This window comes from Bacteroides sp. HF-4919, assembly GCF_018860125.1.
Map to the genome: position 1 here is coordinate 1 of NZ_JAHKNF010000012.1, position 19483 is coordinate 19483.

Annotated in this window: 20 protein-coding genes and 1 pseudogene; 9 read left to right on the top strand and 12 right to left on the bottom strand. The window is 43.3% G+C overall.

Features of this window, described 5'->3' with window-relative positions:
- The 6 genes from KO473_RS18845 to KO473_RS18870 form a co-directional block, all read left to right on the top strand.
- Positions 1-852: RagB/SusD family nutrient uptake outer membrane protein (locus KO473_RS18845; RefSeq protein ID WP_216035136.1), on the top strand; the 852-nt coding region annotated here is incomplete at its 5' end.
- An 837-nt stretch (positions 853-1689) separates the two neighbouring features.
- On the top strand, positions 1690-3003 hold the full coding sequence (locus KO473_RS18850; protein WP_005811473.1) for a hypothetical protein: 1314 nt from the start codon (positions 1690-1692) through the stop codon (positions 3001-3003).
- Entirely contained in the window at positions 3000-4055 is a 1056-nt protein-coding gene (locus KO473_RS18855) for a YncE family protein (RefSeq protein WP_005811475.1), read from the top strand. The genes KO473_RS18850 and KO473_RS18855 overlap by 4 nt, the downstream gene beginning before the upstream one ends.
- A gap of 849 nt (positions 4056-4904) precedes the next feature.
- Positions 4905-5255 (top strand): reverse transcriptase N-terminal domain-containing protein, encoded by a 351-nt coding sequence (locus KO473_RS18860; RefSeq protein WP_004308130.1) that lies wholly within the window; start codon positions 4905-4907, stop codon positions 5253-5255.
- A complete protein-coding gene (locus tag KO473_RS18865) occupies positions 5233-5430 on the top strand; it encodes a reverse transcriptase domain-containing protein (RefSeq protein WP_008775183.1) in 198 nt (65 codons plus the stop codon). The genes KO473_RS18860 and KO473_RS18865 overlap by 23 nt, the downstream gene beginning before the upstream one ends.
- A gap of 120 nt (positions 5431-5550) precedes the next feature.
- On the top strand, positions 5551-5841 hold the full coding sequence (locus tag KO473_RS18870) for a helix-turn-helix domain-containing protein (protein ID WP_011203625.1): 291 nt from the start codon (positions 5551-5553) through the stop codon (positions 5839-5841).
- Positions 5842-6076: 235 nt separating this feature from the next.
- Here KO473_RS18870 and KO473_RS18875 read toward each other — a convergent pair whose 3' ends face one another.
- Positions 6077-6214, bottom strand: coding sequence for a hypothetical protein (locus KO473_RS18875; protein WP_005811477.1), 138 nt, complete (start codon positions 6212-6214; stop codon positions 6077-6079).
- A 55-nt stretch (positions 6215-6269) separates the two neighbouring features.
- On the opposite strand from KO473_RS18875, the gene KO473_RS18880 reads away from it, so the two are divergent.
- From KO473_RS18880 to KO473_RS18890, 3 genes are all read left to right on the top strand, one after another.
- Positions 6270-6644, top strand: coding sequence for a hypothetical protein (locus KO473_RS18880; protein ID WP_005811479.1), 375 nt, complete (start codon positions 6270-6272; stop codon positions 6642-6644).
- Positions 6645-6728: 84 nt separating this feature from the next.
- Positions 6729-7100, top strand: coding sequence for a DUF4373 domain-containing protein (locus KO473_RS18885; protein WP_005811481.1), 372 nt, complete (start codon positions 6729-6731; stop codon positions 7098-7100).
- A gap of 19 nt (positions 7101-7119) precedes the next feature.
- The gene (locus tag KO473_RS18890; RefSeq protein WP_005811483.1) at positions 7120-7338 is read left to right on the top strand and encodes a hypothetical protein; all 219 of its coding nucleotides are present in this window, start codon (positions 7120-7122) and stop codon (positions 7336-7338) included.
- A 95-nt stretch (positions 7339-7433) separates the two neighbouring features.
- On the opposite strand, the gene istB is transcribed toward KO473_RS18890, so the two are convergent.
- The 11 genes and pseudogenes from istB to KO473_RS18945 all read right to left on the bottom strand — a co-directional run bounded on the left by istB (position 7434) and on the right by KO473_RS18945 (position 19481).
- Positions 7434-8189: an IS21-like element helper ATPase IstB gene (istB, locus tag KO473_RS18895; RefSeq protein ID WP_005811485.1), complete on the bottom strand. Its 756-nt coding sequence runs from the start codon at positions 8187-8189 to the stop codon at positions 7434-7436.
- Between the two features lie 11 nt (positions 8190-8200).
- Positions 8201-9788, bottom strand: a pseudogene (gene istA / locus KO473_RS23835) (IS21 family transposase).
- 371 nt (positions 9789-10159) lie between these two features.
- Entirely contained in the window at positions 10160-11434 is a 1275-nt protein-coding gene (locus KO473_RS18905) for an ATP-binding protein (RefSeq protein ID WP_005811493.1), read from the bottom strand.
- A 131-nt stretch (positions 11435-11565) separates the two neighbouring features.
- Positions 11566-13107 (bottom strand): MobV family relaxase, encoded by a 1542-nt coding sequence (mobV, locus tag KO473_RS18910; RefSeq protein ID WP_005822197.1) that lies wholly within the window; start codon positions 13105-13107, stop codon positions 11566-11568.
- Between the two features lie 150 nt (positions 13108-13257).
- The gene (locus KO473_RS18915; protein ID WP_005822199.1) at positions 13258-14286 is read right to left on the bottom strand and encodes a DUF6371 domain-containing protein; all 1029 of its coding nucleotides are present in this window, start codon (positions 14284-14286) and stop codon (positions 13258-13260) included.
- A complete protein-coding gene (locus KO473_RS18920) occupies positions 14279-15778 on the bottom strand; it encodes a DUF3987 domain-containing protein (protein WP_011203629.1) in 1500 nt (499 codons plus the stop codon). Before KO473_RS18920 ends, KO473_RS18915 begins: the two co-directional genes overlap by 8 nt.
- Entirely contained in the window at positions 15771-16103 is a 333-nt protein-coding gene (locus KO473_RS18925; RefSeq protein ID WP_005811501.1) for a helix-turn-helix domain-containing protein, read from the bottom strand. Before KO473_RS18925 ends, KO473_RS18920 begins: the two co-directional genes overlap by 8 nt.
- Positions 16104-16335: 232 nt before the next feature.
- Positions 16336-17004 (bottom strand): hypothetical protein, encoded by a 669-nt coding sequence (locus KO473_RS18930; RefSeq protein WP_005822201.1) that lies wholly within the window; start codon positions 17002-17004, stop codon positions 16336-16338.
- Between the two features lie 61 nt (positions 17005-17065).
- Positions 17066-18424 carry a tyrosine-type recombinase/integrase gene (locus tag KO473_RS18935; protein ID WP_005822203.1) on the bottom strand — a complete coding sequence of 453 codons (1359 nt, stop codon included), beginning with the start codon at positions 18422-18424 and terminating at the stop codon, positions 17066-17068.
- 200 nt (positions 18425-18624) lie between these two features.
- Positions 18625-18846 (bottom strand): DUF2795 domain-containing protein, encoded by a 222-nt coding sequence (locus tag KO473_RS18940; RefSeq protein ID WP_002558131.1) that lies wholly within the window; start codon positions 18844-18846, stop codon positions 18625-18627.
- Between the two features lie 71 nt (positions 18847-18917).
- The gene (locus tag KO473_RS18945) at positions 18918-19481 is read right to left on the bottom strand and encodes a cob(I)yrinic acid a,c-diamide adenosyltransferase (RefSeq protein WP_005782133.1); all 564 of its coding nucleotides are present in this window, start codon (positions 19479-19481) and stop codon (positions 18918-18920) included.
- Positions 19482-19483: the final 2 nt, after the last annotated feature.

Here is a 19483-nt window from a genome sequence, read left to right on the forward strand (position 1 = left end):
AACAGAGGTGAATACGAGTATAAGCTCGATAAGGATTACAAAGATGTGTATGCTATGAGCAATAACTATAATAATGAGACGGTGCTCGGCATAAACTATTCACCGTTCGTGGATTGGGCCCAGGATTCGGAGCTTACTTCATGTAACCAGTTTGAATCGCTGGGCGGTTGGGGAGACGCCTGGGGTGAAATTCGTTTCTGGAAGGAGTTTCCTGACGGTCCGAGAAAAGATGCGACTTATGATCCCAAGATTCGTCTGAAAGACGGAACGTTGGTTGACTGGTGGGAGTTGAAGGAGGACGGTACCCCTGTCGTTCCGGAACATCACCCCATGTTCAGTATATTCTCCGTCAACTGGGATCCTGCGTCAAAAGTGAATATCAGTGCCCCGTATGATTATACAAAACCGGCCAGTCAGAACATGTGTAATGACCATCGGCATAGAATCATTCGTTATTCGGAGGTTTTGTTGTGGTATGCGGAGGCCAAGGCCAGGACGGGGCAGACGGACGAGTTGGCATTCAAGTGTCTGAATGATGTCCGCAAGCGTGCCGGACTGGAACCGCTCACCGGACTTTCTGCAGATGACCTTGCCGAAGCGGCTTATAAGGAGCATGGTTGGGAGGTGGCAGGCTACTGGGTGGCCCTTGTCACACGCCGTGCGGACCAGTTCCGTATGAACAGACTGAAAGACACCTTTAAGGAAAGAGCGGAGAACACGGCTGTTGAAGTCGCCGACGGGATTCAGGTAAAGGAGTCTGTAGAATATACGAACAGGACATGGAGTGACAATCTGATGTATCTTCCATATCCTGATATGGATTCCCAGAAAAACCCGAATCTGGTAAGGTGATTTTTTATTTTAAGCCAGAGGGCTACCCGCCAATCACCTGTTGATTGGCGGGTAGCTCCTCTGATTTTCAATGTATATTTTTTTAATATCATGCACTAAATTTTGAATTGTTTTTTCCGTGTTCTCTGCTCCTGCCTTTCCGGTCATATGTTTTCGGAAAGAAGGGTATGTGACCTGCACGTGACTTTTGAACTGATAGAGAAATGGGGTGTGGAGATCGTTCCCGTGACATTATTGTTCATTCTTATGTTTTTCTCCCTTTTGGAAACTCAGGAGGTATCATTCGTGTTCCGATTAATGTCCTTTTTTTGAATAGTCATTTGTGACCTGTTTCCGGCATGGCAGTGCTGGGAATTATTGACAAAGGTATAACAAGTACACATTCGATTCCTAGTAATAACGGATTGAGATCACGAACATTCTGAAGTGGCAGGAGGCCGACAGTATGCTTTTTGATTTCTACCCTTTAATAATGAATCCTACTGTACTACTGTAAAAAATAGGGTATTAATATACATCTTTTTTGGAAACGATCTGGAAAGTATACTACGCAAGGGGCACGGTGGAATTCCGTAAGGACTGCGAGTGGAAGGGAGTGGTCTGCCAACTCGATATTTGTCCTTATTGCCATCGCACCCTAGCCTGAACACATTATCTAAACAGCTATATTTGCAAATTGGAATGTGACCGTAAGTATTATAAGGCAAAGCAGGGAGATAGGCTGGAGCTGAGCAGCAACCCGATATCTCGCATGACCGAGATAAACAACTAAAGTGAAAGGCAATGAATATTCTCATCCTAAATACTATTATAAACAACCTACAAAAGAATAATCGTATGAATGACAAGAAAATGACAAAAAGTATGATTCTGAAAGGCGTGACAGCGGCAATTTGCATCACGGCAATACTACTTGCAGGCTGCTCCACTGTCTATGAGGAAAAGATGGTATACAATAACATCGAAATTCCTTTCAAGAATGATTTCCCTACGGACACTGTGACTTACGACAAGCTGCGAGCAGAACATACCCGAATCCTCCTGAACCTGAGCGATCCTTCATCAAAAATCGTGAACAAGGCAGACTGCACTTTCCGTACAGACCAACTTGTTACCGTAACAGGGGCGGAAGAGGACGACTTGCTCCGCATCACCAGCTGGTCGGCAAAGACTATTCATAAAGTGAGTCTGGAGATGTATATACCTGAGGCCGAGGAATATTTGCCTGTGGCTTACCTCGACTCTATTCCTGCGTTCTCCAGTTTCGAATTCAAGCCCTCGTTCGTGGGTAAGAGGAGCGTGTGTCGCACGATGGATGGGGGCTTCGTGAGTTTAGAATGTCCTCACCTTGACATGGAACGGATGAAGGTGCGCCTAGTGAGCGACGACGAACATCTCGAGAAGCTGTCAAAGATAGATGCTAAATGGACATGCAGTTTTTCTAACTACAGCTGGACACCTACCGCTGGAGATAACTGTCCCTACCGAGAACTGCGTCCCATCTACGCCCGCGAGTGGGTGGTGATTGTGACTAACTACGCCTATATGATGACTACACTCGAATATAATTATGTGATGTCCCACTTCAGAGAGGTGATGGGCGGCGATCTGTGCGATAACGACAGAAATCTGTTCAATGCTGAAAAATACCAGACGGAGAAGGAACGCTTCAAATCAGAAAAGACATTCCGCTTGGGACAGAGCAGTCCAGCCTATGGCGGACTGGGAGGTGGATACATTTGGGCAGTGACAGACTGGAATTTCTACGGGCACTACGCCTCGTTCAGCGGCTGGGAATCCATTGCACACGAGTTTATGCACTGCATGGGCTACTCTCACAACAGTAACATGACTTATGCTGCCAATAACGGTGAAGGGGTGAACGTGGGCTGGACAGAGTTTATCTGGCAACTGCACCTGTGGCTGAGCTACAAGGGTGACCTGCCCTATCCCAACCGCAATCTGTTGGGTTTCCATAAGCCAGAGAATGCCTCGTATAGGGACTGTGATATCAGTGCTATCTTTCAGGACGATACAGTGCTGAAGCAGAATATTGAGAGATTCTGCAGGCAGAGCCGGCTAGTGAAATACTTCACCGAGCACCCGATAGATACAGTCACTATACCTAAAGAGAAGGAGGAAATGAGATGAGAAGCCGAATGATGATAGGCGTAGGGGTTGCGTTAGCGTTGACGGCCTGCGAGCAGACTGAGGTAAGGGAAATCACAGAAGACCGTTACCTGCCACAGCCAATGGATACAGTGAAGATAACGGACAATTATTATCTAGACGGCTATATATCACGTGGGGCAGAGGATATAGGTGAGGGACGCACGTTGCAGGCAGTGAACCTCTTCCTTGATGGGGACGAGCTATACGTGGCAAACTTTGCCGAGAGATGCGTGGACGTTTTTGACGTAAAGCGCTTGACTTATAAACGGAGCATCTCCAACGGAGAGCGCACTTTTGTCCGTGATATTTATGTGGAGGATGGGCACCTGTTTGTAGCTGCTGGTGACAGTCGGGAGGTGCAGGTGTTCGATAAACATTCTGGGACGTACTTAACTCGTCTGGGTACAGGCATATGGCCGGTAAGTAACGTGTCGTGGGCGGGCTGTGTGGCTGCCACGAAGAACTTCGTCTTCGTACGTGACTCGAAGGAGACTAACGTACGGGTGTTCGACCGTAAGGCGGTTCTGTTGACGGCAGTGAACAACAACACCGTGTTTGCCAAGCTAGGTACTGGCAGCGACTTTATTGGTAGCAGTACAGAACCGCATGGTGAATCCTATGACATGGAGGTCATCGGTGACTCACTGTATGCCTTCATTCCTCGCTCGGGAACAATCTACGCATGGAATATACATGAGATAGCAGACAAGAAGAATGATACGCCTACTTCTGTAACCTGGTCAAGCGGCGTAAAGATCTGTTCGGTAGCGAAAGGAAGGAACGACAGCTTATTGTTTGTAGCAATGGTAAAGGACGGGAAAACACAACTTGCGGAAATAGCCTTATCGGACTTTCAGAGCCGGAATTTTGACCGCCCTCTCCGGCTGTTCGTTTCGGACAGCCGGGTGAGGCTCTCCCCACAGCCTATAGTTACTTACCTAGAAGAGAGAATAATACTGCCCAACGGAGATAAGCTGGAATGCTGGGAAATACGGAATAATCCTTCGTTTGTGATATTGCCGACGAGGTGATATATACAATGAGTTATTTTTTATCTAAATTACTTCAAATATCAAAATGAAAGGTCAACTATTTAAGTATAACTTTGCCTTTTGTGGAATAGGCTTAATTAGAGAAATCCAGTAAATACCATAAAATTAGACAACTAATTTATAGCCAGATTATTGCGAATTAGTTGGCCTTTTGGTATCTTTAGGTATTCCGTGTGACAAGAAGTCGTACAAGTAATTGTTCAGCACTGTGCCTGAACCTATTGTTCCGTCAATAGTAGTCTAAAGAGGCGTACTTTACCAGTAATGGTTTAGTGCGAAGTCCTCTTGACAATGCAGTCCTTTACAAAAATATCCAATGTATAGGTTGTTAGGCTGACTGATATGAGTAACATATGTGAATCGCTATACCATCGTAATAAAGAAATAGCTTACGGATATTTATAAGCTATAACCAAAAGGTGGGTAGTCAGGATAGTCTTTTTGGAATGTAAGGCTACACGGACATCATACTGGCGGTGGAGGGGCGGGCTCTAAGTCGGGCGTCAGTTACTTGTACGGAACTTGGTAAACCCGTATTTCTCCTGTCTATGTCAGGCAGGTAAGCCAATTGCAAGAAAAGCCGAATGTGGTGCGGGTAAAGGATTGCGGAGAAAGTGAATGATTCTGTGTAATGCGGAGGATAGAGGTTTAAACATCACCCCATGCGAAATCAGGCAGACTTCCGCAGGGTAATTCTTTGTGAAACGATTGTAGAACTTTAATAAAATGAAGAAACTGCAAATGAGCAAGGCAAAAGCCGAGTGTGCATCTTTAACCGTACGAAACACGACATGAAAAGATATCGATTCTTCCAAATATGAGCGTAAGGTGAGAAAACTGCAGGTCCGAATAGCAAAGGCCCACAAAGAAAAGAGGTACAACAAGGTAAAGGCCTTACGGTACCTACTTGCCACTTCCTACGAAGCCAAGGCATTGGCGATAAGGAAAGTAACTTCCAATAAAGGTAAACGTACGGCAGGGGTTGACCATATGAAGTGGGACACTGATGCCAAGAAAATAGAAGCTATATGTTTATTGAAAAGGAGAGGATATAAGGCCTTCCCGCTGAGGAAGGTCAACATAGCCAAAGCAAATGGCAAGACAAGATCTTTGGGAATACCAACCATGAAGGACAGAGCCGTGCAGGATATATCTTATGGCTTTAGAACTTATAACTGAAAGTGAAGCGGATGCGAACTCATATGGGTTCAGAAAGTTTAGAAGTACTGCAGATGCAATAGACGCACTTCATAGATGGTTGAGTAGAGACTGTTTACCACAATGGATACTGGAAGGTGACATTAAGGGTTGTTTTGATCATATTAATCATGAATGGCTTCTCAACAATGTGTAGATTGACAGGCTGGTATTAAGGAGATGGCTGAAAAGCGGAGTAGTATTTAATTTCCAAGTATCAATAGATACGCTACACTTTTTCTTTTCGTTGGCAAATCTTAATCCGTATCTTCGTAGCATGAAAGAAGATATACGGATGCGCCAAAAATGGCTTGAGCTATACGTCGAAACGGGTTCTGTGACAAAAACTGCCTTTCGGTGCGGGATTACCCGTTCCACGTTATACCGTTGGATAAATTGCGAGAAAGAACAAGGCAAGTCGGAATTGTCCGATAAGTCTAAACGTCCATCAAGACTTGCCAATATGAAGATAACACCTGAAATTGAAACCATTATCCTTAATCTGTGCGTGAGACAAGAAGATGGGGAACGCAACGGATTGCCAACTATCTGCTTAGGAAGAGAATAAAGCTCTCAGGCATGACGGTGTGGCGTGTGTTGAAAAGCATCAGGTCAAAGCTGTTGTGAAACGTTGCGAGAAATTTATTTCTTCTTCCAGCCGATTTTTTCCATCGGCAACATCCGGATAACCATATACCCCCGCCGTTGTTCATGGCGGCAGGAAAAACATGCCTGACGGCGATACGTGACGCGCGACTCGTGCCCGCGTGTCGCCATCGGTCGTTATGTCTAACCCCGAAAAGTCAAACAATATTATGGATCAACTCAAACGAATCGCGTTCACATTGCTGCTTGCCCTGGCGGTATTCCCGCTGTCCGCACAACAAGACAAGGTGGTAGACAGTGAAGCCTACCTTTTGTAACTCGTAACTTTGCCGCATCACTTTTTCGTAACATTAAATATTTCACTTTACGAAAACTATATTTATGTAGAAAATGGATGCAAAAAAGATTACAGAAGACTATCAAGACTGGCATAACATTGCCGAACTTCGACTTCTTGGCTTGAGCCGTTCTCAAATAGCAAAGAAGCTGCAACTTCCTCCTGGCAGAGTCATGCGGCTTTCCCGATTAAATGTTGATGAGCTTCTTCAACATGGCAATCGTCCGCGCCCTTCTTATTCCTGCCGTCTCGATCCTTATGAGGAGTCAGTTAAGCATTTGCTGATAACCTGTCCTTATTATTCTTCCACCCAGATTCATGAATATCTAAAGGAGAATAATCCCTCTTTTCCAAAAGTCTGTGAAAAGACTGTTTTCAATTACGTAAAAAAAATACGTAAAAGATACGATATACCTGCAAGAGTATAATTTTTTGCAGCAACAATCTTTTGTTCAGAATTCAATAAGAATCTGAACTGCATCCTTATTACCGAAATTTAAATAAAAGACATTATGAAATCCGTTATTTCAGACAATAAGATTATTCCATTCCTGCCTTGTTATAAAAGGACATCACAGTTGCATGAAACCAAAGTCAGTGATCTGAAAACTGTATATGGATGTAATGGATATGCGGTTTATGATTATATAGAAAATGAGATATTCCGTACAGGAAACCATTCATTGTATTGGTGTAAGAATATGCTTTGCAGAGTAGCGGACTATTGGGCACTCTCTCCGGAAGAAGTGGAGAAAATCGTGGAGTATTGTATTCAGGTTGACTTGTTCAATGCTGAGTTGTATACCAAGTATCATATTCTTACATCCGCAGAAATCAGGCAACAGTATAATAATGCCGGTTTCTTCATGGCTGCCAATTCATAATCACTAATCCGAAAATACTATGTTGATAAGATGTGAAATGTTAAAAAAGCTGGCAAACGCTTTTATAGAGGTAGCCAAAGAGGAGAACCTGCCTGTAAATATCACAATGGGCAGGTCTTATACAGACTCCGGCGGTTCCAGACAAGTTGGTATTATTCTTGAATTTGACAGTTGGAACTCGAAAATCATCAATGATAAATTAGCTGACACCATCAACAGAATCTTCGAACTTAAATAATATATATGTAGATACTAATTGAAAAGTGCGCCGTATTCTAATTGAAAAGAGCTCCATCCATAACTGGTTACAAAATTACTATAAGTTTAAAATATTCATTTATCTTGTCTCATTTTTTGTGTTTCCTTAAGCCTATAAGACAGTCCGGTCATATTAACCAGATAAGCTTTATGTGTAAGCCTGTCAACCATTGCCGCCACAAGCACCTTGTCCTTTATGATTTCATTCCATCTGTTAAAAGCCAAATTAGTAGTAATGATTGTAGCCTTTTTCCCGGCTCTTAACGACAGGTGGTTAAAAAGCAGTTCTCCTCCTTCCTTGTCACAACTGACATATCCGAACTCATCACAGATGACCAGATCGTATTTTTCAAACCTTAATTGTAGCGTCCTCAGTGTCTTTGCTGATTTAGCCTCCCTTATCTGGGTAAGCAGGACCGGCACTGAAGTAAACAATACGGTAAAGTCCTGTTGGCAGGCCTTTATTCCTAAAGCCGTAGCAATATGCGTCTTTCCCGTTCCCGGATTTCCATACAGGACCAGGTTTCTTCCCTGTCTGATGAAGTCCAGTGTCTCCAATTCAGGTAATATTACCTGTGCCTCTTTGGGCATGTCTTCCATAACAAGCTCATGCAGATACTTCATTTGTGGGAATCCCGCAGATCTTATCCTTGATCTTCTTCTACACTCCCTTCTCCTGGCGCTTTCCTTTCCAAGCAATTCCGTCAAGAACTGCAGATGGTTCCAGTTTTCTTCAGCTGCCAATGAAAGGGTGCATTCCAGTTCCTCTTTAAAGGACAGCAGCTTCAGTTCTGCAGCATAGTCATAAATGGTTTCTTTTTCTGATTTCATATATTATAAACTTAAATGGTTGGTATTATATCATGCACTTCATTGTATCCTGTCATGAGCGCCGTGATGCCTTCAAGCATATCCACAGCTTCTCTTTCTATATTCTCCTGTTGTGCCGGGAGAACAGGCGGTTCCATGGTTTCTTCTGTTTCTCCCTGTACGCTACCATGCAGCATGGCCTTTACCTGGTCCGGAGATATCTTTCTGACACCACGTCCGGTCAGCTCCTTGCATGCCGTGACAATGTCCGTTCCGGAAAATCCATTTTTTCGGGCATAGTCCAGCAACAGAACAAACGTCCTGTTGTCCTCCTTAAAATGGATGTCATACAGCCTTCTCAGTTCTTCCGGTGCTCTTTGCCAGACCACAGAGTGGGGCAATGCCCCCGGTTTACGGGAAAGTGTACGCAAATAGTGCTCCAGCTTGATGCACCAGTCTCCACCGCAATAACTGCGTTGATGAGAGGCCACTTTCTCCTTCCCGTACAGGATGACGATTTTTTCACTATAAACCTTGACATGTACTTTTTCTCCCACAAGAGAATCAGGTACGGAATAATGAACATTTTTCATGCTGATAGTTGACCATTTATCCACAATGTACTCATAGACCTCAAAACAGCCCAGATTACCGGGAAAAGGCTTCAGCGATGACAGGTCAGCTTCCAAACGTGATGTTTTCTCCGCTGTTGAAAGACTGCCTTGCTCGTTGTTGACCTGCATACATACCCGGTTTAAATGCTCCTGGGCAGAATGTATATCACCAAAATGGTCTGTCAGGCAAAAAGCTTTCCTTCTGACATATTCCACGCTGCGCTCCACATGTCCTTTCCCGTACATTACAGAAACGGTACTCAAAACAATAGAAACCGGACATCTTCATCAAAGCTTCTGTAGGTTTCTTATCACCACCGACAAAGCTCTTGACGGCTACACGCATATTGTCATAGACCATCATAGCGGGGACACCATGTATATCCCTGAAAAAGTTACGGTGGGACTCCATGAAGGCAAGCGTATTCTGATGCCTGAAAAGATAGGCGTATCTGCCATTGCTATGCCCGAAAGTGAATACGGCCAGATAAAACTTGGTTTTGACACCGTCAATAAAAAGAAGAACTTCACCCCAATCAAACTCGGCAATGCATCCAGGCTCATAGAACAACCGGATAAAGGCTTCGCTCTTTTTCTTCTCTTTGTATGACTCTATATTTTTTATATAACTGCATACTGTGGCGTAACTGATGGTGTATCCTTGAGATAACAGAAACTGGTGGATATCCTTTTTCAACATGCGCTGTTTGCGAAGTCCGGTAGCTATCTTAACGGCATTCTTCTTCAGGCAAAATCCTATCTTATCCTTAATCTCTTGTGTGAGCCGGCGAGGACGGCGTCTGGAACTGTCATACCTGGGCTGGATGGTAAGCAAATCACTCAAAGCCTCTTCTGGATTGTCCGTGCGGATGGCTGATTCGTACTCTGAAAGAATATTGTCAACGGTATGACGGCTGACATGAAGTTCACGAAAGATACGCCGTTTGCTATAACCGCATACTCTATACATGTGTATTATTGATTGTCTTTCTACCATAGTCTTCATTTTACCTTTGCATTTGGATTATACAAAGGTCATTATACTTATCCTATGGTGGCGCACTTTTCAACTGGAATATTGGCGCACTTTTCAATTAGTATCTACACCATTAATTTAACCTTCAGCCAATTTTGTTATTAAGTCACTGTACCATCTTACAACATCCATTACTTGATAAAGGCAAGACCTAAAGATAAAAGGAGACTGGGTTTCTTTTACATATTCTGAAATTTGTAAATTTAAATCAACCCTTTTATGTGAACCATCTTGCGTAATATCTATCAGTTTCTCTATGGTGTGAGATATTGCTTTAGGGATGATGGAGTCGTTCGGCTTATTGACAAAATTATTATTCCTATAACCGCTTTTACCCACAATTAATCTTTCAAACATCCAATAGGAACAACATAAACACCATCTGTCCGTCTATAGGCAAAATCTCCGACACCAGTTAGTACCATACAAAAAGCAGGTGCCTTCATTCGGGAAGTATCAATAATATTGGTAAGTGCAGTTAATGTCTTAGCTCCATCCTCAATAAGTTTTTCTCCGCCTAATTTTATCTCAATTAAACCATATGCACCATTACGCAAATGCACCACAGCATCACATTCCAAACCATTTTTATCCCTATAATGGTAGACTGAACCATCCAAAGCATCTGCATAAACGCGAAGATCACGGATACACATCGTCTCAAAAAACAATCCAAATGTATTCAAATCATTAACCAGGTCATTAGGCCCAAGCCCCAAAGCAGCAACTCCCAATGAAGGATCTACATAATATCTTGTGTCAGATGTGCGCACTGCTGTTTTGCTTCTCAGATTTGGATTCCATGCCGGCATATCTTCTATCACAAATATTTTTCGTAAAGCAGTAAGGTATGCTCCTACTGTCTCATCGCTGATGTTTCCAGTATCATTTGTTGATATATCAGCAAGAATTGTTGCTATGCTTGCTTGAGAGCCCTGATGTCTAGCATATGAACGCATAATTCTTTTTGCTCGCTCCTCGTCTCTTTTCACGTTATCTACTCGCGATATATCACTATTTGTAATGGCTTTATAATACTCCGTCACTTGCGATAATGCTGCCTTTTCCGTTTTCTTTTGCAGAGACTTAGGCCAACCGCCACGACAAGCGGCAAATGCAAGCATTGGCAATGTCAGTTTGTTTAATGCTCCTATTCTATCAGGAGTAAGAAACAAATCCGACAAACTAACCTCTCCTGTAGATTCTCCTGACTCCCAAAGACTCATAGGACGCATAGTAAGCCATCCGTATCTTCCAGTTCCAGTATGATGAATTTCTTTCATATCAGCTGGAACTGCAGATCCTGTAAGCATAAACTGACCATCGTCATCTCTATGATCAACTTCAAACCGAATGGCATCCCAAAACTGAGGAACATGTTGCCATTCATCAATCAAACGTGGCGTTTCTCCTTCAAGCAAAAAACGGATATTAGTTTGCGCCATCTGTTTATACTGTTCTTGCTTTACTGGGTCGTCCATATAAATGATGCTTTTAGCTTGTTGTTCAGCCGTAGTCGTCTTACCACAAGCCTTTGGACCTTCAATTAAAACAGCCCCCATTGCCTCTAACTTATCACGCAATAATTTATCTGCTATTCGATTTTTATATTCCATGGATACATAGTTTTTGCAAAGATAGGGAAATAGTTTATGAATCATATAAATTGCAACACAAATTTGGAAATTTGGATAAAATACATTTGGAAATTTGGCGTATTTTTGTTTGGCAATTTGGCGAATTATAATTATTTCCTTCGACTTTTCGTTTGCTGCTTACATACCGTTACTATCGCAAACATCAAACACCTCCTCCGATAAGCTTCTTCCTCTTCGTCAGATCTCCGGCCATCCCAAGGCAGGTCAGAGGTCGAGCCACCACCTCCGGAGGAAACCGGTACGGGTTGTCCACCGATAAGTGCATCGGCAACGGCAAAAATCAGATTGCGCGCCGATGGTATAGCCAGCTGGTCAAGCAGTGTATTCAACTCTGACTCCAAACTTTCGTTTGTGTCAGAAAGAGATTTGTTCTCCCGTCTCAGTTGATAAAGCTCCCCATAATCCGCCAATACATTACGCTGGGCGGCTTCAACCTGCCGTGCAGCATCATTCCTGTACAGTGATTCTATCTTGCGGACAATTTCGGTAAACTGCTTGGCAATACGTTGGTTCTGCCGCTCGACCCATTTGTCAGTACCGAACAAGGGTACTTTCTCGGTAATTTGAGGTGGCATGAAATCAACTTTGTGGTTGCGGAACGGCTGAACAACTGAACGTGCTTTTGTCGCATCTGCGGTCAGCCGCTCCAGTTCCTGCTCCTTTGCGTGGAGCTTGTCGGTCTTGTCTTCGAGTTTGGTCTGATACTCGGCAATGAGTTTCTGTATATCCGCTTTCTGCGCTTCATATCTGTCGAGTGTGATCTTGCCGGAAGCCAGTTCCTTTTCCGTCTCTTCAAGTTGCAGCCTATAACTGAAAATCTTTGATTCCAGATTCCGCATCATGGATTGAAGTCCCTTGACGGCTTTCTCCGCCTGTTTTGCCTCCTTGGTCAGTTTGCGGATATAATCGCGTTTGTGCAGATGATGCACGTTACGCCCCTCAATACTGTCACCTCGTTCGAGACCGTATTTGCTACCGACATCTTCATACAAGAATGTGTGCATTTCTTTCAATATCTGACCATATTCATAGCGGTCTTTCCCGAACTTTGCCGACCACATCACACACTTCCGTCCGCTTTTGGGGCGAATACCAACAGGAACAACCAAGGCATGAATATGCGGACTGCTCTCATCAAGATGTACCTGAAACCCGACAATGTTCTCCTGCCCGTATATTTGGACACACCAGTCATAGACATCTTTCGCCCAATTCTCGATTTCCTCGCAACGGTGCAGGTGGCTGTTGTCCGCACCTTTCTCCAGATTGACGGACTGATTCCCGAAAGCCATTTCAAGCGTCCGGTCATGGTTTCCTCCGAAGACAAACTTAGCGCAACAGTTCGGTTGGATTTTGCTGTCCGCCTTGAACGGCTTCCAACCCAATTCGTCCAGCCGTTCTTGCAGACGGACTTCAAGCGATTTCTCCTGATAACCCAACGGATGTATCTTTCCGTCAGGACCGATCTCGAAATTCAATTTCATTCTGGTCCTGTCGTAGTGGTTGGTCGGATCCTGATTCTTTCTGTCAATCTTGTCATCGTTCCAACGTCTTTCATTTTCATTGGCCTCTGCCGTGCCGAATGATTTGCCGGCTCCGACGTGCATAGCTTGTTTTATATCTGTATTCATATAGGTATTCTTTTTATAAATGATTTATGTTTGAGCTTGCTCACTCCGAACCGGATTCTGCCGGATGCCAGAGGAACTTTATTGCTGTCAGGCAAAAAGTCCTTATTGTGTTATGGACTTTCTTATAAATTCCCGAAGTAAGACTTCGGATTACTCCACCAATGCCAGATCCAGTCCGTCAATGAGCAACTGCAAAGCAGGGTTACGCTGTATCATCAGTTGAAGTATTTGACGTTTGGACGGTGAAAAGAGAAAGAAATCTGCAATGTCCAACCCTTGACTGCGTTGTTCTTCAGTCGCTGTACGTTCTAGAATGTCAGAGACAGTAACCTTTTTACAAATGCCAGATAATAAAGCGGACTTCGCGTTCCATTGTTCGGTTGCTCCTAAATCAGGGATGAGAGTAACCTCCCTGCCTTTGAGAACCTGCATAGCTTCACTGTTGAAACAACCGTTCTTTCCACCTGTTGCCAGCCATATATAATCGGGGATAAAATGGCTCATTACAACAGCGGTCTTTTCACTTTCCACCAGCATTACCGGAGACGATGAATTTTTCAGAAGATGTTCTCCAAACAGACACTGCTTCAAACGGAAATCATGCAACTTCAACTCAGAATGCGCCCAGCTGACAAAAGCCTGAGGCCCTTTAACCCGATGCCCTGTCTCTGCATTATAGCACATTACCTTTCCGGTTCTTACCTGCCCATTTATATCTATCTGCCAGAAAACCGCTGCGCCTCCCCATTTTGAAGATGTCCCTATGCGATACATTTCAAACAATCTGGTTGTCTCATCTTCACCAAATACATGACAGAAATACTGATATAAAGGGTTGATTGAATAATGCGACAGACTCCTTAACACATAAGATGATGGAATATACGAAGGAACAATACAAGACGGAGTTTTATCTGCCTGCTTATAAGGGGCAGAAAGGAGCGACTTGCCGTTTCCCTCATCCATTTCCAACACATCAGGATTATCCTTGAAGTATTCTTTAGGTGTATAGTGGTAGCCACAACTGTTTTCACGATCACACTTACCGACATTTTCGGGAAAGCAAATGTTGCCCTGTTCATCAATATACCTGACAAAACACCGGCTTTTACCACAGCTCGGACAAGTAGTCTTGCTTCCAGGTCGGTATTTCTGTAAATGGAATCTGTATTCACTCATGGTCCTCTGATTTTAGTGTGGTTGCACTCTGCACTTTTGCACTTTGAGAAATTTGCTTGGTATCTTGGTAAGACGAAAGTGCAATAGTGCAAGGTGCATCAGTGTTTTCTGTCATAAGTTTGCGATAGACTCCATGCTGAAGTTTTTCTATTAGAGGGTGCTGAAGTCGACACAATTGGTCAAGCGCATAATAGACGGTACGTCTGGACATATCGACTTTTCTACCAGCAATAACAGCATCCCCGGAAGTAAACCTATCTCCCAATAGGGAAAGCCAGACTTCCTTCGTTTCGCCGATACTGTTTATGACAATGGTTTCCTGGATCCTCCTGTATGTTTCCTCATAATAATCAATCATACGGATTGCCGATTCTACGGAATCCCACTCAATATATTGCATATCTCCACTATCAGTAGCCCATTTCATTACCTGAAACAACAGGGCAAGACGTGCTACATGGCCGTTGAGTTTCATCTTCCGGCTTTCAACATTCGCATCATCCTCAATGGCATTTACAGCATCGATAATTCCATTGTACCATTCATAAAAGTATTCTTCCGCATCGTCAGACATTGTAAGGATACGGGGATTTACCGTTGTGCCCTTGTCATCAAGGATACAAGGGATGCTTAAAATTCTATTGATTATTGTCCTCCATTGATTCATGACGTCAGGGCGGACTGTATTCCTTTCTTCCCGTCTCCATCCGGATATCTTCCTGTTTTTGGGATAGACAAACAGAAAACGGTCAAGCAATCCGTTGGCAAGAAATTCTGCGCGGAAGACTTCCTGCAGCATATTCGTCTGTACTGAACCGATGACATTTACACACGGATTCTTGATTAGAACAGGACGTGATTCGGACTTGCGGATAACCTTTAACGGCTGTCCGCTATACGCTGTCAGCAAATCTTCAATGAGATTATTCTTACTATTGTACCTTTTGACCGAATTGAATAAAGCCAGAATTTCATCGACTACCAATGTTATCCCACGTTGATTATGCTGATGAATATTCATCATCGCCTCCGGAGTGGAGTCATAAATAACCGTCGTTACAAAATTCGGTTTTTTGAGCAACTGCCCTTCCCCGTCATTCCCGTGCTTGCCGACAGACATGGCTCTTTCATATTCGTCACATTCCAATTCATATTTTTCATGCAGCCGGTCATCATACTCATTAATCGGTTTATATATAAAACCAAGAGGAGGTGTCTTTCCAAGACCAGGACGACCAACCAACATCATATAAATGGACGGACAGGTCTTCCATTCTCCTTTTATGCGGATATGACAAGAATTACCTACCGCAGTAGCAACGGCAGAAAGGATAATCGAAACTGTATATTCCACATTGAAATTCTCGTATCTGGCAAGATTTAGTATAATCTCTTGTATCTTGTCTGGAAATGCATCCAACGGAAGACCTGTCTCCGGAACGCTTTCAACTTCCGAGCGAAGCATATTGGTCAAATGCAGATTATCAAACATAGCCACCTCCTTCCTGTTTAGGCAGTTCATCACCAATAGCAAAAGCGTCATAATGGAATCGGCGCAGAAAACGGTCTACGTCTTCCTGTGTATACCAGTATTTGTCACCTTCGCGCGAATAACCGAGATAACCGTTGTCACGCAACTTTTTCAGATACTTCTCTTTGATGTGCAATTTCTCCATCAAAGACTTGTTGTCATAGAGACAGCACCCACCTGCCTCACTTGGAAGTGGTAATTGCAACTGTTTCTCCACTATGCCGAGAATCTTCTCAAGGAGTTCCCGTTCACATAGATTTTTATCTCCATCTAATTTTTTAGCCATAGTTTTCGTATTATGGCTTCCTTCCTAATGCACACTCGGACTGTAAGCCGGGTTTATGTTATGGCACGACTGTGCACATCGGCCATAACGGCAGCGAAGGTAAAAAGTTCTTAATACTTAAGAAGTTAGTGTAAATTAGGCTAATGAATTAGACTGAAGTTAGGATTGTATTAGATAATATTAGAGTTGGAGATTAAAGCATTGATTATAAACAAAAAGAGTAGCCAGACAGCTACTCAAAAAACTTATCGATTTCCTTGGATTTTGCAGGAACGGCAAGGTCTTTCCTATTCGACCGAGATTGCCCCAAATCAGGCATTTCAAACAAGTTGCTCAGTTCTGTATCGGGGAAGACTCCCATTCTGCCAAATTTCCAGTATGATTTCTCATCCATTTCGGAATATTCAGGCTTGTCTCCACAATATATCCGCCCACACATATATGCCAACAGAACTTTGGAATCATTCCACTTATAATGGGAACCTTTTTCGCCTATATAACCAGCCTCTATCGCTTTGGCGAAAACTTTTATAGCCAGTTCAGTATGCAACATCCCAATCAAAACAACAGTTTCCTCGTTATCTGCCGTCTGCTTCCCTGAAACAGAGGAATTGCCATTTTGCACCTTTGTTTTTCCCTTATTTCCCTCTTTCAGCATTTCAGCACAAAAGGCGAGAGCTGCACCTGAAATCAATGTTATGATAGTACCCCAAAACGTTGTAGAGCCAATATTGTCTCCATCAATCGGATTTATCACACCGATTCCGACAAGCAATAGTGTACCAGCAAACAAGGTGATTGCACTTGACCACAGAATCAGCCTTGCATATCTTTTGAAAGCAAAGGACAATGCAAGAACGATAATAAAAAGACCTATAACCAAGAATATTATTTGTAGCATAAATATTTCAATTACATAGAAAATAGAAACAAAAACTAATTATCTCAATACCATTCTAAAATCAGATTATTTCAAGCGGAGTTAACTCGTCTTTCAGTCGGGCTACTTCTGCAGACAAGGTTTCCGGCAAGAAACGAGCATAGACTTTCTCTGTTACATCCGTACTTCCATGACCGAGCAATCGGCTGACTACAGACATGGACAATCCCTTATTTAGGGCAAAAACCGCAAACGAATGTCTGGCCGCATGCATTGAAAGACTGAAAGGTAGCCCAATCTGCTCTCCCACGACCGCCAATGACTGATTGATACATTTAGTCGCATTATTACGTGCCTTATAAAGTGCCTCCGCATCATCCAGATCCAAAGTTTCCTTCACAAGGTCAAATACATACCGGCATCCTGCACGTTTTTCCTGCCATTGTTGCAATATGCGCAATGCAGGTTCAGTCAGAGGGATCACATGACGTTTGTTTGTCTTTATCATAATCTTCCGTAACTCTTTCCGGGCAAAATCGATATGCTTCCATTGCAGGGTCATCACATCCACCACACGAAGTCCGCAAGCATGAAACGCAAAGAAAAACATTTCCAAAAATTCCTTTCTACGTGGTTCCTGACAGGTCTTGTAATATTCTAAAAGAGCAGAGACCTGTTCTTTGGCCAGGCTCTTTCCGTCAAACTCAACTTCTTCCTCTGAAAGTGAAACTTTTGTAACGATACGCATATCCTGAATCCTTGCATTCACAGCAGGATCTATCATGCTCATTTCACTTGCGTATGCACACGCCTTCAATATCGGTGTCAAGGCATGATTGATTGTCGCATCGCTATTCTGTTTGATTTCCTTGCGCCAAACGATATAACTGTCCAATAGTTCCGGAATCATATCGCCAACATATATTGCGTCCGACCGATATGTGCCTTGTTTGGTCGCCCGTAAAAAAGTCTGGAAAATATTCATGCAACTCTTTCCGTTCTCGTATCGGCTTCTACCGATTCTGTTTCTCGAATAATCCGAAGAAAGGCGTTCCAATGTGAAATCCACAAAATCTTTTCCCTGATCACGACGTGCCAAAGGCTTGTCTGCAAGAAGACCGGAAACGACATCCGCTGTAATTTGGTTCGGATGCTTTTCGTGATACTCGGCAAGTTGCGAATCTATACGTTCAACACGTGCAAGCAGAAGTTGGTTCAGCCGTTTGAACTCCCCACCATAGCTTGCACGGATTTCACCCCGTCCCTGATTGCCGTTCTGATTCCAGTCTGCAACCTTGACAAAGACATTTGTAGTCTTACGGATTATCTGCCTGTTCCAAGTATATTCCAACTCGACAGGATAGGCTTTATCTTTATCAACCTCCTTTGGTGTGCGAAGTCGATATTTGCCCAACGGATATAGTCTTTTCGGTCTTCCCATATATCATCCTCCTTTTAGCAATATTCCTGAGGAGAAACAAAGGTATGGAATTTTAGACAAACAAACTACATTTTTGAGAAGAAAAACCGCAATTTAGACAAACAAACTACACCACCAAGCACCCTTAAACACCAGCGCGACAAACAAATCACCTTTATCTGTCGCGCTGATATTTAATTGTTTAGACTATTCGAAGACTATTAATACTCTTCCTCGTTAAAGAAGAAATCTTCTTTACTGGGGTAGTCCGGCCAAATATCTTCTATACTTTCATAGATTTCGCCTTCATCTTCCATTTCCTGAAGGTTTTCAATCACTTCAAGAGGAGCACCCGACCGCATGGCATAATCAATCAGTTCATCCTTAGTTGCCGGCCAAGGAGCATCTTCCAGTTTAGATGCTAATTCCAACGTCCAATACATAAGCTTTCGTATTTAAAATGTGAATATTAATACCTACTCTCTATTTTTCGGCAAAAGTATAATAAAAAATTTCACTTGCAACTATTATTCCAAAATATTTCGTCTTTTCCCTCATTAAAATTCATTTTACGAGACAAGACAAATAAATAATCAGACAGCCGGTTGACATAAGCCAGCAAATCAGCAGAGATTGTATAGCTTTCGGATAATGCAAGAATACGCCGCTCCGCCCTCCGGCAAACGGTACGGCAAACGTGGCAAAGTGCCGAGCCACGACTTCCTCCCGGAATGATGAAGGAATGTAAAGGCGGAAGAATTTCGTCGGCAGCATCAATTTCACGTTCAATAGCTTCTACATCGGCAGGGGTAATAATACTGACATCGTGCAGTTGGATCTTCTCCTGGTCAGTGGCCAGATGCGAACCAATGGCAAACAGTTTATCCTGCACTGACTGTACGAAATCCAAATCATGCTCGTCCATCAGGTAAGTTGCCAGTAATCCCAGATTCGAGTTCAGTTCATCGACCGTTCCATACGCTTCAAGGCGGATGTGGGTTTTCGGCACACGGGTTCCTCCTATCAGACCCGTTGTTCCTTTATCACCCGTTTTTGTATATACAAGACTCTTTTTCATAA